The sequence below is a fragment of the Pseudomonas sp. IT-P253 genome (assembly GCF_949768125.1).
Taxonomy (GTDB): domain Bacteria; phylum Pseudomonadota; class Gammaproteobacteria; order Pseudomonadales; family Pseudomonadaceae; genus Aquipseudomonas.
This window is the reverse complement of record NZ_CATKPT010000001.1, coordinates 124,754-139,728: the sequence shown is the minus strand read 5'-3', so window position 1 is coordinate 139,728 and position 14,975 is coordinate 124,754. Positions and strand designations below refer to the sequence as shown.

Below are 14,975 nucleotides of genomic sequence, written 5' to 3'. Positions count from 1 at the left end.
AGATTGAAGCGTTCAACGGATTGAAACTGCATGGATGATTTGGTTAAGGAAGTGATTCCGTTGCTTCAGTATTTGATCCCGGGGTTTTTAGCTGCCTGGATTTTTTATTCCCTTACAGCATTCAAGCGGCCAGACACATTTGGACAGATCGTTCAGGCGCTTATTTTTACTTTTGTGATTCAGTCGCTTGTAGTCGGTTTGGGGGCGTTGTTGCTTTTGACGGGAGAGCGCTTTTTTTCGGTCGGCTTGTGGGACAAGAAATCGGAGGCTTTGTGGTCTGCGGTGATTGCGGTGATTGCGGTGATTGCGGTGGTTCTGGGTTTTCTCTCCTGTCACGTCGCGAGTAATGACAAGCTTCACTCCTTGCTCAGGAGGCTGGAAATCACCAGGCAAAACTCATTCCCCTGTGAGTGGTACGGTGCTTTTTCATCGAGACGTGGATTTGTCATCTTGAATTTAATTGATGGAAAGCGACTGTTTGGTTGGCCGACCGCATGGCCATCGGAGCCTGAAAAAAAGGGCAATTTGTACTTGAATTCCCTAGTTGGATTGATAGCGAAGGTAAACTGCTACCCAGCAGGGCTGGGGTTGTTGTCATTGATGTTTCAAAAGTTCAGTTGGTCGAATTCGCAAAAACGATAGGGTGATCCCATGACATGCAAAGCTCCGAACGAAATGCCACCTGAGCTGAGGCGATTAATGGAGGACTGGGAGAATGGTGGTCCTCCACCCCCCGGGCTGGTGATTCCAATCGGTCCCCCGCCTTCAAGAAGAGAGTCTGAGAGACCGCGTCGGCGCAACAAATAAATATGCCCGCTGTCCTTACCCGCTTCTCGTCATTGCTCGATCAGGCCAGACGCGCCTTGCTGCTGGTCTGGGGAACCTCTCGCGGGCTGTTTTTGGGATTGGTGCTGGCGACGCTGATCGCCGGTGTCCTCCCTGCGTTGGCGGCGTGGTTGGGGCAACGCATCGTCGATGCGGTGGTCTTCGCCATGCAGTTGCACGCGCAGCAGGGCAGTGCGCCGTTGTGGCCGGTTGTGCGTTACGTGTTATTCGAGGCGGGCGTGTTTGCCATGCTGTCCGGGACCCAGCGTGCGTTGTCGGTTCAGCAATCGCTGTTGCGGGTGCAGTTGGGGCAGCAGGTCAACACGATGATTCTGGAGAAAGCCCAGACCTTGTCGCTGGTGCAGTTCGAGAATTCCGAGTTCTACGACAAGCTGGTCCGGGTACGGCGCGAGGCGTCGACCCGGCCGTTGGCGCTGGTGATGAAGTCGCTGGGACTGATTCAGAACCTGATTGTGTTGATCAGCTTCGGCGTGTTGCTGGTGCATTTTTCGCCTTGGGCCCTGGTGCTGTTGGTGGTTGGCGCGTTGCCGGTGTTTTTCGCCGAAGCGCATTTTTCCGGGGATGCCTTTCGTCTGTTCACCCGGCGCGCGCCGGAGAGTCGGCAGCAGAATTACATCGAGACGCTGCTGTCCCATGAGGGTTACATCAAAGAGGTCAAGCTGTTCGGCTTCGCGCCGCTGCTGTTGAGGCGCTATCGCGAGATCTTCGACCGTCTTTACGCTGAAGATCGCCGGCTGACGTTGCGTCGGGATGGCTGGGGATTTGCTCTCGGTCTGTTGGGTACGGGGGCGTTCTATCTGGCCTATGCCTGGGTCGTGGTTGATACCGTTCACGGCAACATCAGCCTGGGCCAGATGACCATGTATCTGGTGCTGTTCAAGCAGGGGCAGACGGCAGTGAGCAGCAGCCTGAGCGCAATCAGCGGTCTCTATGAGGATGGTCTCTATCTGTCCAGCCTCTATGAATACCTGGCCGAACCGGTGGTCGCCAACAGTGGGCATCTGACCGTGGGCGCGGTACCTGGCGACGGTTTGCGTTTTGAAAACGTCGGTTTCAGTTATCCGGGCGCGAGCCGCGCCGCGCTGGAGGGTATCGATCTGCACCTTGTGCCGGGCCACAGTGTGGCGTTGGTGGGGGAGAACGGCTCGGGCAAGACCACACTCATCAAGTTGCTGACTCGGCTGTATCGCCCCGATCAGGGCCGCATCCTGCTGGATGGCAGCGATTTGCAGGCGTGGCAGGAAGATGCTTTACGGCAGCGCATTGGCGTGATTTTTCAGGATTACATCCGCTACCAATTCTCGGTCGGCGAGAACATTGGCGTGGGCGACACCCTGGCGTTCAACGATGAACAGCGCTGGCAGGAAGCCGCGGTAGAGGGCATGGCCGCGCCGTTCATCGAGCGTCTGGATCGAGGTTATGCCACGCAGTTGGGACGCTGGTTCGCCGGTGGGCAGGAGCTGTCCGGCGGGCAATGGCAGAAAATCGCCTTGTCCCGCGCCTACATGCGCCGCAACGCCGATATTCTGATTCTCGATGAACCGACCTCGGCGCTCGACCCGGCGGCGGAAGCGGCGGTGTTCGAGCATTTCAGCCAGCACACTGAAGGCCGGATGACGTTACTGATTTCCCACCGGTTTTCCAGCGTGCGTAATGCCGATCACATCATCGTGCTGGATCAGGGGGCGATTCTGGAGCGCGGTGACCACGACAGTCTGGTCGCCGCGGGCGGGCGCTATGCGCAGTTGTTCAACCTGCAAGCCCGGGGTTACCGCTAGGCCCGGCCATCTGCGTTGGTTTTGCCTTCATCAAGCTTTCGATTGCCTGGCGATACTGGTTTCCACCCTGGCTCATGGTGTTGTTGTGCGTACCGCCAGGCACCAGTAACAGGCGTTTGGGTTCGCTGGCGGCATTGAACAGCTGCTGGCTGAACCGCGAGGGTATGAACGGGTCTGCCAGGCCATGGACCACCAGCAGCGGCATGTCGATGCCGACGATTTTGTCGATGGAGTCGAATTTTTGCGACAGCAGCCAGCGCAGCGGCAGCCATTTAACGGGCAGGTTGTTGTCGGCCACTTGGGCCACGGCATCACCCAGCGAAGTGAAGGTGGACTCGATCACCAAACCGCGCACCGGCACCGCGACATGGTCCTTTTTCGCCTGTGCGGCCAGGTCAGCCGCCAGATCGATGGCCACCGCACCGCCCAAGGAGTGGCCGTAAATCAGACGCTTGTTGGCGTCCGGTTGCATGGCTGTGAAGCGATCCCATGCGGCATGAGCGTCTTCGTAAACACTGGCTTCCGAAGGCAGATCTCCCTTGCTCTGGCCAAACCCGCGGTAGTCGATGGCCAGCACCGAATAACCCATGGCGCGCAATTGCTCGATGCGAAACGCCTGGCCGGTCAGGTTCCAGCGCACGCCGTGCAGGTAAAGGATCGACGGCGCATCGCGGCGCGCGGCCGGCCACCACCAGGCGTGCAGGTTTTGCCCTGCTTTGAAGCCGACGGGCTTGATGTCGAATTCCTCAACGTCCTGTGGCAAGCCCTGATACCAGCCAGCCGTACCCGGCTCGATGCGAAACAGCCACTCGCGCTCTTTTTGCTTGAGCACCCCACAACTCACGGGCAGGCCGACGATCAGCGCGGTCATGCACAGTAGCGGCAGCCAGCGTCGGCGCAGACGGGTGAGAAGGCGTGCGGGCATTGGGTGGTCCACCGGTGCAGACAGAAAGAACGGGTTTTAACAGAAGCGCGCAGGGTGCAGGAATTATTTCGACAGCCGTTCACCCGCCCTTTGTAGGAGCGAGCTTGCTCCTACAAGGGGTCAGCGTTACTTCAAATCACCTGCAACACTATCTTGCCGATGTGATCTCCTGCCTCCATCCGCGCATGAGCCTGCGCCGCGTCGGTGTACGGATAGACCTTGTCGATCATCGGCCGGCAACGCCCGGCAGCGAGTACAGGCCAGACATACTCGCGCAGCTGTTCGGCGATCGAGGCTTTTTCTTCGAGGGTGCGTGGGCGCAACAACGAGCCGGTAATAACGGCGCGTTTGCTCATGATTGCCAGCAGGTCGACGTCTTTAGCGTGAGCGCCGCCGAGAAAGCCCAGCATCACCAGTCGGCCTTCCATGCCCAACGCCGCGATATTCTGATTCAGGTACGAGCCGCCCATGATGTCGAGGATGACATTGACACCCTTGCCGGCGGTTTTTTCCTGGATGACCTGAACGAAGTCCTGATCGCGATAGTTGATCGCCTCGGCGCCCAATTTGCGGATCGCACCACACTTTTCCTCACTGCCTGCCGTGGCAAATGCCTTGACCCCGAATTCGCGGCACAACATCAATGCGGTGGTGCCGATGCCGCTGGTGCCGCCGTGGATCAGCGCACGCTGGCCTTTGCTCGCACCGCCCATGTCGAACAGATTGGCCCAGACAGTGAAGAAGGTTTCCGGGATCGCCGCCGCATGCACCCAGTCCATCCCCTCAGGAACCGACAGCGTCTGGCTGGCCGGGGCGACGCAATATTGTGCGTAACCGCCGCCGTTGGTCAGCGCACAGACGTGATCGCCAATGATGAACTCAGTGACACCGGCACCGATGGCCACTACTTCACCGGCCACTTCCAGTCCCGGAATAGGGCTCATGCCCGGTTTCATCGGGTACTTGCCGGCGCGTTGAATCACATCGGGGCGATTGACCCCGGCGGCATGCACGCGGATCAGCACTTCGCCAGCTCCAGCGCTGGGCACCGGCTCCTGGCGCGGCTTTAAAACTTCTGGGCCGCCGGGATGGGTGATTTCAATCAGGGTCATGGTTTGGGGTAGGGTCATATTGGCTACCTGTAGTGAAAGTGTTCAGTAAATGGGACCGCGTATTGATGGGGAAAATCAAAAGAATTCCAGCGACAGCACAACCACAATGGCAGCCGCCGCAATGATGAACAACACTGCTAGATGCTAGCGTTGAATAGCACCGAATACCCAAACCCCATACCGGAGCGTTGCGTTATGCCTGAATCCAACCGTTTCGAGGAAGTCGTGACCCTGGTCATCAAGCATCGGGTCAGGGCGGGTTTTGAAGTGCCCTACGAAGCCTGGTTGCGCAACATTGTCAGGATCGCAGGACAACAGGAAGGGCACTTGGGTGTGGACGTGATGCGCGGTAAAAACGCCGGGCTCGACATGTACACCTGCGTGCTGCGTTTTTGCTCGGCCGAGGCAATGCAGCGCTGGCTCGACTCACCGCAGCGGCAGGAGCTGGTCAACCAAGCCGTGCCGATGCTCGCAGACGGCGATCAGACCGAGGTCAACCCGGTCAAGGAATTCTGGTTCGCTCCACCGACCGACGCTGCCACGCCACCCCCTCGCTGGAAGCAGGCCGTGGTGACGCTCCTGGTGATTCTGCCGCACACCCTGCTGGTGCCGCTGATTTGGGGCCCGTTGCTGAAGCTCAACGCCTTCCTGTCCAGCTACGTGGTCGCCACGTTCTTGATCACGCTGACCATCGTCGTCTCGGTGGTGTACCTGTTCATGCCGATGGCGACGCGCGTGTTCGCGCCTTGGCTGTCCCGTTCCACTTCAGCCAAGGAACCGCGATGACGGACGGAATGGGGCGATGCGATCAGCGCCTGACCTGTTTTAACGTCTCAGCTATCAAAAACGCCAATTCCAGCGACTGGTCGGCATTCATCCGCGGGTCGCAATGGGTGTGATAGCGGTCAGACAACCCGTCTTCAGTAATCGGTCGCGCGCCACCAATGCACTCGGTGACATTCTGCCCGGTCATTTCGATGTGGATCCCGCCGGCGTAGCTGCCTTCCGCTTCATGAACCTGGAAGAATTGCTTCACCTCGCCAAGGATCTGTGCGAAGTCGCGGGTCTTGTAGCCGCTGCTGGCCTTGATGGTATTGCCATGCATCGGATCGGAGCTCCAGAGCACCTGCTTGCCTTCACGCTGCACCGCGCGGATCAGCGCCGGCAAATGATCGCCGACCTTGTTCGCGCCCATCCGCGCAATCAGGTTCAGACGGCCCGGATCGTTGTCCGGGTTGAGCACGTCGATCAGGCGAATCAGATCCTCGGGGTTCATGCTCGGGCCGACCTTGACGCCGATTGGATTATTCACGCCACGCAAGAATTCTACGTGAGCGCCGTCGAGCTGACGGGTGCGGTCGCCGATCCACAGCATGTGCGCTGAGCAGTCATAGTAATCGTTGGTCAGGCTGTCGCGACGTACAAAGGCTTCTTCGTAATTCAACAGCAACGCTTCGTGGGCGGTGAAGAAGCTGGTCTCGCGCAGTTGCGGCGAGGTGTCCATGCCGCAGGCGCGCATGAAAGCCAGGGTTTCATCAATGCGGTCGGCGAGGTGGCTGTACTTTTCCGCCAGTGCCGAGTTGGCGATGAAGTCCAGGTTCCACTTGTGCACCTGATGCAGGTCGGCAAAGCCGCCTTGGGCAAAAGCGCGCAACAGGTTCAGGGTGGCGGTGGACTGGTGATAGGACTGGAGTAGACGCTCCGGGTCCGGCACGCGGCTTTTTTCGTCGAAACCGATGCCATTGACGATGTCGCCACGGTAGGCCGGCAGGGTCACGCCGTCGATGGTTTCGTCATTGGCCGAACGCGGTTTGGCGAACTGCCCGGCCATGCGCCCGACCTTGACCACCGGGCACCCGGCGGCGAAGGTCATGACGATCGCCATTTGCAGCAGGACTTTAAAGGTGTCGCGGATTTTCGCGGCAGAAAATTCGGCAAAGCTTTCGGCGCAGTCGCCGCCCTGCAACAGAAATGCGCGGCCCTGGGTCACTTCGGCAAACTGACGACGCAATTCCCGTGCTTCACCGGCAAACACCAGCGGCGGATAGCTGGCCAGGGTTTGTTCAACCTGCAGCAAATGCGCCGCATCGGGGTAGTGGGGTTGCTGCTGGATCGGCAGGGCGCGCCAGCTGTCAGGACTCCAGGGTTGGCTCATCACGGTCTCGGTTGTTTTACGCTCGGACGCTCATGTTATCAGCAAATTAGTGCGTGACCTGCTCCCGTCGCTTCGCCGACAATCGCGCCTTTGCAGCGGCATCAGTTGTTTTAGTGCGCTGCCGTTTATTACGTTGTTGGCCCGGTAACGATCAGGAGATGAAATGACTGAGGAGCGCGTCGAGCATCTGCTCGCCGAGGTACAGGATGAGTTCGGCGTGATTCGCGTGCTGGAAGTGGCCGATTACCGGTTTCTCGAGTTTGGTGACGCCATCGAACAGAGCTGCGTGTTCACCGCTGACCCCAGCTGGCTCGAATACGATTACACCCGGGCGATGCTGATCGGCGCGTTGTGCCACGAGCAGCCGGAAAGCGCGCTGTTCCTCGGCCTCGGTGCCGGTACGCTGACCCAGGCGTGCCTCAAGTTCCTGCCGCTGGAGGACGTCGAGGCCATCGAATTGCGCCCCGACGTACCGCGCCTGGCCATTGAATACCTGGGGCTGGATGACGATCCGCGGCTGTATATCCGTGTCGGCGATGCGCTTGAGCTGCTTGACACCGCCGAGCCGGCCGACCTGATTTTTGTCGACCTCTATACCGACGTCGGACCGGGCGTCGGGCATTTGGCCTGGAGCTTTCTGGAAAACTGTCAGAAACGCTTGAATCCGGGTGGCTGGCTGGTGATCAATCAGTGGGCGACGGATGATGGCAAACCCTTGGGCGCGGCGCTGTTGCGCGGGCTTTATCACCGGCACTATTGGGAACTGCCGGTGAAGGAGGGCAACGTGATTCTGATCGTGCCCTCGGAGCTGGATCAGGAGCTGGACATGAACGGCCTGATCGCCCGGGCTGAAGGGTTGGCGCCGCAATTGGGGTATTCGCTGCAGTCGTTGATCAAGGCGATTCGCCCGGCGACCTGATGTGGTGTCTGGGCGGGCCCCTTCGCGGGCAAGCCTCGCTCCTACAGGGGCGGTTTCGCTCTTGTAGGAGCGAGGCTTGCCCGCGAAGACATTATTCGCCTCAACACAAACCTCAAACCCCTTTGAAGACGCCCGGCCGTTTCTCCACCATCGACCGCACACCTTCCTTGGCATCTTCACTCGCCAACACCTTCTTCACCAGCGCTGGTAACCCCCGCGCCGCCGCTGTTTCCCCTTCATACCGAGCCTGCCGCGCCGACATCAACGTCGCCTGAACCCCCAACGGTGCCTGGCGGGCGATCCGCTCGGCCAATTCTATCGCCCGGGGCAGCAAATCCTCGCTGGCCATGACTTCCTGCACCAATCCCAGATGCAACGCGTCATGGGCGTCAAACTCATCTCCGGTCAGCAGCCAGCGCATGGCATTGCCCCAACCGGCAACTTGATGAAAGCGCAACGTGGCGCCGCCAAAGGGGAAGATGCCGCGCTGCACTTCCTTCTGGGCGAATCGAGTGTTGCTGGCGCACAGGTTGATATCCGCCGCCAGCATCAATTCGATCCCGATGGTCAGGCAGTAGCCTTGCGCGGCCACAATCACCGGTTTGCTGACCCTGGGACCGGCAAATACCCCCCATGGATCACAGCCGCCGGGCGGTACCTGCCAACCTTCGGTCAGGGTCGCACTGGCGTTGACCAGATCGAGCCCGGCGGTGAAATGCTCGCCATGGCCAAAAACCACCGCGATGCGTGCCTCATTGTCCGCCTCGAACTCGCCGTAGGCCAGGCTGAGTTCGTTGAGCAGGTCGAGATCGAAGGCGTTGCGTTTGGCCACCCGATCCAGGCCGATCAACAGGACATGACCGTGCCGTTTGCGGCTGACTCGACTGGTGCAGGGCTGATTCATGGAGCAATTCCTCGGGCGGGAAGAGGCGGGGAAGGGGCAGGTGAGACTGCAAGTCTGCGTCACAAGGGTGAACCGTTTTAGCGCTATCGCCAGCAGGGCCGGGCCTTTGAAAAATAGACCGTTGCACGATTATCCGCAAAGCGTGTGACACAACGGCGTATCCGTCAGTTTTCCGACAAATAATGCTCCCTTTTTGGGCAAATTCCGGTATAGTGCGCGCCGGCCTTTAACCGGGCCGCGTTTAGGTAGCGCAATTCCCCGAAGTCAGCTTCGGCTGCACGTCCGCACAGCGGACTCTCCCTTGACGAATCTTTTTCATTCATTCGTTTTCGCAAATCCCCGCCGACAAAGCAGCCAGGGCGACTCTTGAGTCTTACACGGCATGCGCAGCTTTGGAGCATGGGTCTTTGCGGATGCACTTAGAGGCAGACCCATGACCCAGGAAACCGGCGGCTTCGCCGCTTTTAACCTTCATCCGAATATTCTTGCAGCCGTCATTGCGACTGGCTACGAAGAGCCTTCGGCTATTCAGCAGCAATCGATCCCGATCATCATGGCCGGCCACGACATGATTGGTCAGGCGCAAACCGGTACGGGTAAAACCGCCGCGTTCGCCCTGCCGATCCTGCATCGCATCGATCCTGCAAAGCGCGAGCCGCAAGCCCTGATCCTGGCGCCAACCCGTGAGTTGGCGCTGCAAGTAGCAACCGCTTTCGAAACCTACGCCAAGCAAATGCCGGGCGTTACCGTTGTGGCCGTTTACGGCGGCGCCCCTATGGGTCCACAACTGAAAGCAATCCGTAATGGCGCACAGATCGTTGTCGCCACGCCGGGCCGTCTGTGCGACCACTTGCGCCGTGACGAAAAAGTGTTGGCCACCGTGAACCATCTGGTTCTCGACGAAGCCGATGAAATGCTCAAGCTGGGTTTCATGGACGACCTCGAAGTTATCTTCAAGGCCTTGCCTCCAACCCGTCAGACCGTATTGTTCTCGGCCACCCTGCCGCAGTCGATCCGTGCTATCGCTGAGCGTCACCTGCGTGATCCGCAGCACGTGAAGATCCAGACCAAGACTCAGACCGTTACCGCGATCGAGCAGGCTCACCTGTTGGTTCACGCTGACCAGAAAACCTCGGCTGTATTGAGCCTGCTGGAAGTCGAAGATTTCGACGCCCTGATCATGTTCGTGCGCACCAAGCAAGCGACCCTGGACCTGGCCAGTGCCCTGGAAGCCAAAGGCTACAAAGCCGCTGCGCTGAACGGTGACATTGCTCAGAACCAACGCGAACGCGTCATCGAATCCCTCAAGGATGGCCGTCTGGACATCGTTGTGGCGACCGACGTTGCTGCTCGTGGTCTGGACGTTCCACGCATCACTCACGTTTTCAACGTTGACATGCCGTACGACCCAGAGTCCTACGTTCACCGTATCGGCCGTACCGGCCGTGCGGGTCGCGAAGGTCGTGCACTGTTGCTGGTGACTCCGCGTGAGCGCCGCATGCTGCAAGTGATCGAGCGTGTAACCGGTCAGAAAGTTGCCGAAGTTCGCCTGCCGGACGCTCAGGCTGTTCTCGATGCCCGCATCAAGAAACTGACCAACAGCCTGTCGCCACTGGTGGCTGATGCCGAATCGACCCACGGTGATCTGCTCGATCGCCTGACCGCCGACATCGGTTGCACTCCACGTGCACTGGCTGCTGCGCTGCTGCGCAAGGCGACCAACGCCCAGGCATTGACCCTGGCCGCAATCGAAAAAGAACGTCCACTGGTGCCGAACAATGCACCGCGTGGCGATCGTCCAGAGCGTACCGGTGATCGTCCGGACCGTGGTGATCGTGAGCGTCGTGCTCCGGTTCCATTGGCTGAAGGTCGTGCTCGTTGCCGTACCGCGCTGGGTGCGCGTGACGGTATCGCGGCTAAAAACCTGCTGGGCGCCATCCTCAACGAAGGTGGTTTGGCTCGTGAAGCTATCGGTCGCATCCAGGTGCGTGACAGCTTCAGCCTCGTCGAGCTGCCGGAAGATGGTCTGGAGCGTCTGCTGACCAAGCTGAAGGACACTCGCGTTGCCGGTAAGCAGTTGAAGCTGCGTCGCTACCGCGAAGATTAATCCGCCCCCGGGCTGATTGATCGAACATAAAAAATCCCCGACTGGTTCGGGGATTTTTTTTGCCTGTCTGTAGCAGCTGCCGAGCCTGCGAGGCTGTGTTCGGCGGCGTAGCCTGTGGGAGCGAGCTTGCTCGCGATGGACGTCAACGATTACGCTTGCGGTCTGAATAAGCGCGTCGCCTTTGCGTTTATCGCGAGCAAGCTCGCTCCCACAAATTCCAGCTTCTACAGGGTTATTCCGTTACCGGTCCGCCACCCGCCGTAACCACGTGCACGCTCATGCGCGGTGTCGCCAGGTCGAGTCCAGCTTCATCCAGATGCCGTTTGAGCGACAGGTTAAACGCCCGGGAAACCTCCCATTGCTTGATCGGCGCGGTCTTGAAGCGTGCGCGAAGAATCGCATTACCCGACTCGAAACTTTCCACACCCTGAATCTCCAGCGGCGACCAGATGTTGCGACGTTGCAGCGGGTCGGTGCGCATCTTCTGCCCGACGTCGCGCATCAGTTTGATCGCGTTGTCGATGTCCATGTTGGAGGGTACGGCTACCCGGAAGATGGCGTAGCCAAATTCGCGGGAGTAGTTCTTGATGCTTTTGATTTCACTGAACGGGATGGTGTGGACGATGCCATCGATGTCCCGCAGGCGCACGGTACGAATGGTCAGGCCTTCGACAGTGCCCAGATGACCGCCGACATCCACGTAATCGTCGATGGCCAGAGAATCTTCGATGATGATGAACAGCCCGGTAATCAGGTCGGCAACCAGTGACTGCGCGCCGAAACCGATGGCCAGGCCGATCACGCCGGCACCTGCCAGCAGTGGCGTAACGTTCATGCCCATGTTCGCCAGGGCGACGATCAGCGCAATGATGAAAATGGCCACGAACAACACGTTGCGAATCAGCGGCATCATCGTCTGTGCGCGAGCATTGGCCAGGCCTTTGCGCGAGCGGGTGAGCGCGTGGTGCACGGCGGTGTCGCTGAGAATCCAGATCAGCCAGGCAAATATCAGCGTTCCGCCAAGGCTGAACAGTTTGACGCTGACTTCATGGCCGTCGCCTTCGGTAAAGCGAATCAGCGACATGCCCCAGACCCGCAGGCCGAGTTCGATGAACGCCAGCCAGACAAGCAGATGGGCAAGGGTATAGAAGAAGCTTTTCAGGCGATCCGAATACAACGCATGGCGCTTCGCGCCGCGTTGCGGTTTGAGGGCGTGGCGGCGGACCAGGCCGTTGATGACCATGCACAACACCAGCAACACGGTGCAGATCAGCGACTGACGCAGTGCGGTGCTGGTGTCGCCGGCAGAGACGAAGGTGGCGAATAGTGAAATGCCCACCAGTACCAGCGCCGGCAAATACCAGAAGGTCCCGAGAATTTCGATAGTGTCGCTCAACGCCCGGCGAGTGAGGCGGCGCGACAACGGCTGATTGCGGATCAGGTGGGCAATGGGGCGGCGGAACCGCAGGATGAAAAACCCGGTCGAGAACGCCGCCAGCACGTTGGCGAGCGTCGACGCGGTGTGCGCCAGGTGAGAGCCAAGGCTGTCGACCAGTTTCGGATCGCTCAGGGCTTCACCGAAGGCGGCGAAGCTGCCGATCAACCACAGCGGCCGAAAAGCCTGGTGCCGCAGGATATACAGGGCGCGGTGGCGGTGTGGACCGTCGAGCAAGGAAAAGGCAATCACGCAGATCGCTGAAAAACAGGTGCCGACCACCAGTGCGTAGGCCAGTACCATGGCCAGGCTTTTGCCCAAAGATGAGGGTAGGGCGTAGCTCATATAAACCGTTATCACCAAGGCAATCAGCCATGGCCCGAGTTTGCGCAGGGCGAAGCGCAACATGTCGAGGGCCTTGGGGTGCTGCGGCAGTTCTTCGGTCAGGCCGAAGCGCATGCGCACCCGGTGGCCGAGCCAGATCAGCGCAGCGGCCAGCAGACTCCAAACCATCAAAATCACGGCGAAGGCAAATATGATCGGCAGCCATTCATTGGCAGGCAGCGCCAGTTCCTTCAGTTCATCCTGGGCCAGGTTGAGCTCTTCGGACCAGCGACTGAGCGGGCTGTCGGCCCCGGAAAACTGCTTTTCGAAACTGGCCAGGGTGCCACCGATCAAGCCCAGCACACCTTCTTCGGCGGTCGGCTGGGCCTTGTTAGTGGCGTCGCGTAACTTCTTCAGGTCCGCCAGCAACTTGGTGCGTTGCTGATCGTTCTCCAGCGACTTGATCACTTCGTCCAGCGATTGCCCCAAGGGCGCTTGTGCCTCTGGCTGGGTTTTCGCCGGGCTGTTGAGCAGGCTCGGCAAACCGATGGCCTGGGCCGGCGCCATCGGCAGCAGCGTCATGAGGCAGGCAAGGAGAAAACACGGCAGGGTAAAAAGACGAGCGAACACTAGGCGGTCAACCTTGGATGGGCAGATCGACCGAGTGTACGAGCCCGCCAAAATCAATGCGAGCCGGGGGTGAGGATTTATTCGTTGAGTTTGGCGAGAATCTTGAAAACCACAGTGGCGAGGATCGTCAGCATGCCGATCCACATCGCGAACACGCCCGCGTTTTTGTCGCGAAAATTGAAGCCGACCGCCAGCATGATCATTCCGGCAAGAATCGGGACCAGCATGGCGTGAAAAGAAGACAACGAGATCATGGCGACTACCTTGTCGAAAGAGATAATTGCAGTCTAGGTGGCTTTTGGGCCGACGGGGTGTTGTCTGTAGGAGCGAGCTTGCTCGCGAGGGGCGTGAACGATGGCGCGTGCTGCCTGGAAAAATGCGTCGTCTTCAATTTCATCGCGAGCAAGCTCGCTCCTACAGGTAATGCAGTCCCATGTGCGGATGGGGTTACGGTAATTCGCGGCAGCTGTAAAACGCGCTCAACACTTTGACCAGGTGTGCCAGGTCATGGCTGCCGCACAGCTCGCGGATCGAGTGCATGGCGAACGTCGGCAGGCCGATGTCCACGGTGCGCACGCCCAGATGGCTGGCGGTGATCGGGCCGATCGTCGAGCCACAGCCCATGTCGCTACGCACCACGAAGCTCTGCACCGGTACTTCTTCGGCCATGCACAGATGGCGGAAGAAGCCGGCGGTTTCGCTGTTGGTCGCGTAGCGCTGGTTGCTGTTGACCTTGATCACCGGGCCTGCGTTGAGTTTCGGGCCGTGGTTGGCATCGTGTTTGTCCGCGTAGTTCGGGTGCACGCCGTGGGCGTTGTCGGCCGAGACCAGCAGGGATTTCTGAATGGTCCGTACGAATTCATCACCTTCGGGCAGCAGGCGACGCAGTGTCTGCTCCAGCATCGGGCCATCGGCGCCGCAAGCGGAGCAGGAGCCGACTTCTTCGTGGTCGTTGGCGACCAGCACGCAGGTTTCGTCGGTTTCGGTGGTCAGCAAGGCTTGCAGGCCGGCGTAGCACGACAGCAGGTTGTCCAGGCGCGCGCCCGCAATGAAATCGCCATGCAGGCCGATGACTGCGGCGCTTTGGGTGTCGTAGAAGCTCAGCTCGTAGTCGAGCACGACGTCGGCGTTCAGGCCGTGTTCGCGGGCGAGTTGGTCGGTGAGGACGGCGCGGAAGTCCACGCGCTCGTCACCGGCAAATTGCGCAAGAATGGGTGGCAATTCGGTCTGGGCGTTGATCGCCCACCCCATGTTGGCTTCACGATTGAGGTGAATGGCCAGGTTCGGGATGGTGGCAATCGGTGCCTTGAAGTCGATCAGCTGGCTCTCGACCTTACCGTCTCGGCGGAAGGTTACGCGGCCAGCCAGGGACAGGTCGCGGTCGAACCACGGCGCGAGGAGTGCGCCGCCATAGACTTCGACGCCCAGCTGCCAAAAGCCCTGGCGTTGCAGTTCCGGCTGGGGTTTGACTCGCAGGCACGGGCTGTCGGTGTGGGCGCCAACCAGGCGAATACCGCCGTGCAGTGGTGAATGACGGCCCATCTTGAACGCGACAATCGACGAATCGTTACGGGTGACGTAGTAACGACCGTTGGCTTCGGTAGTCCACGGCTCGCGCTCGTCGAGCCGCTGATAGCCGGCCGCTTCCAGGCGCTGGACAAGGCTGGCAGTGGCATGGAACGGGGTAGGGGAGGCCTTGAGGAAGTCGATCAGGCCTTGGTTCAACTCTTCGCGCATAAGTAGCTCCAGACAGCAATGGCGCCAGTTTACCGTATTGAAAGCGCTAAGTGCGGCGGCACAGAACTTGTGGGAGCGAGCCTGCTCGCGAAATCGTTGTCAC

Annotated in this window: 11 protein-coding genes and 1 pseudogene; 5 read left to right on the top strand and 7 right to left on the bottom strand. The window is 59.7% G+C overall.

What is annotated here, in order from left to right; all coding sequences use genetic code 11:
• The first annotated feature begins 30 nt into the window (after positions 1-30).
• A pseudogene (locus ACM6IR_RS00620) lies at positions 31-647 on the top strand (DUF6338 family protein).
• Positions 648-809: 162 nt separating this feature from the next.
• The gene (locus ACM6IR_RS00615) at positions 810-2,624 is read left to right on the top strand and encodes an ABC transporter ATP-binding protein (RefSeq protein ID WP_414905898.1); all 1,815 of its coding nucleotides are present in this window, start codon (positions 810-812) and stop codon (positions 2,622-2,624) included.
• Here ACM6IR_RS00615 and ACM6IR_RS00610 read toward each other — a convergent pair.
• Together ACM6IR_RS00610 and ACM6IR_RS00605 are read right to left on the bottom strand one after the other, a co-directional pair.
• On the bottom strand, positions 2,596-3,549 hold the full coding sequence (locus ACM6IR_RS00610) for an alpha/beta hydrolase (protein WP_414905897.1): 954 nt from the start codon (positions 3,547-3,549) through the stop codon (positions 2,596-2,598). The genes ACM6IR_RS00615 and ACM6IR_RS00610 overlap by 29 nt on opposite strands.
• A 131-nt stretch (positions 3,550-3,680) precedes the next feature.
• Positions 3,681-4,679: an NAD(P)H-quinone oxidoreductase gene (locus tag ACM6IR_RS00605; RefSeq protein ID WP_414905896.1), complete on the bottom strand. Its 999-nt coding sequence runs from the start codon at positions 4,677-4,679 to the stop codon at positions 3,681-3,683.
• 177 nt (positions 4,680-4,856) lie between these two features.
• Here ACM6IR_RS00605 and ACM6IR_RS00600 point away from each other — a divergent pair, with 177 nt between their 5' ends.
• Positions 4,857-5,447, top strand: a complete 591-nt coding sequence (locus ACM6IR_RS00600) for an antibiotic biosynthesis monooxygenase (RefSeq protein ID WP_414905895.1) — start codon at positions 4,857-4,859, stop codon at positions 5,445-5,447.
• 22 nt (positions 5,448-5,469) lie between these two features.
• Here ACM6IR_RS00600 and ACM6IR_RS00595 read toward each other — a convergent pair whose 3' ends face one another.
• Positions 5,470-6,816, bottom strand: a complete 1,347-nt coding sequence (locus ACM6IR_RS00595) for a class II 3-deoxy-7-phosphoheptulonate synthase (RefSeq protein WP_414905894.1) — start codon at positions 6,814-6,816, stop codon at positions 5,470-5,472.
• 163 nt (positions 6,817-6,979) lie between these two features.
• On the opposite strand from ACM6IR_RS00595, the gene ACM6IR_RS00590 reads away from it, so the two are divergent.
• Positions 6,980-7,735 (top strand): spermidine synthase, encoded by a 756-nt coding sequence (locus tag ACM6IR_RS00590; protein WP_414905893.1) that lies wholly within the window; start codon positions 6,980-6,982, stop codon positions 7,733-7,735.
• Positions 7,736-7,847: 112 nt separating this feature from the next.
• Here the strand turns inward: ACM6IR_RS00590 and ACM6IR_RS00585 are convergent, their stop codons facing one another.
• Entirely contained in the window at positions 7,848-8,639 is a 792-nt protein-coding gene (locus ACM6IR_RS00585) for a crotonase/enoyl-CoA hydratase family protein (protein WP_414905892.1), read from the bottom strand.
• 433 nt (positions 8,640-9,072) lie between these two features.
• Here ACM6IR_RS00585 and ACM6IR_RS00580 point away from each other — a divergent pair, with 433 nt between their 5' ends.
• Positions 9,073-10,746, top strand: a complete 1,674-nt coding sequence (locus ACM6IR_RS00580; RefSeq protein ID WP_414905891.1) for a DEAD/DEAH box helicase — start codon at positions 9,073-9,075, stop codon at positions 10,744-10,746.
• A gap of 232 nt (positions 10,747-10,978) precedes the next feature.
• On the opposite strand, the gene ACM6IR_RS00575 is transcribed toward ACM6IR_RS00580, so the two are convergent.
• From ACM6IR_RS00575 to ACM6IR_RS00565, 3 genes are all read right to left on the bottom strand, one after another.
• Positions 10,979-13,135 carry a mechanosensitive ion channel family protein gene (locus tag ACM6IR_RS00575; RefSeq protein ID WP_414905890.1) on the bottom strand — a complete coding sequence of 719 codons (2,157 nt, stop codon included), beginning with the start codon at positions 13,133-13,135 and terminating at the stop codon, positions 10,979-10,981.
• Between the two features lie 77 nt (positions 13,136-13,212).
• Positions 13,213-13,389, bottom strand: a complete 177-nt coding sequence (locus ACM6IR_RS00570) for a hypothetical protein (RefSeq protein WP_414905889.1) — start codon at positions 13,387-13,389, stop codon at positions 13,213-13,215.
• A gap of 193 nt (positions 13,390-13,582) precedes the next feature.
• Entirely contained in the window at positions 13,583-14,872 is a 1,290-nt protein-coding gene (locus ACM6IR_RS00565; RefSeq protein ID WP_414905888.1) for a M18 family aminopeptidase, read from the bottom strand.
• Positions 14,873-14,975: the final 103 nt, after the last annotated feature.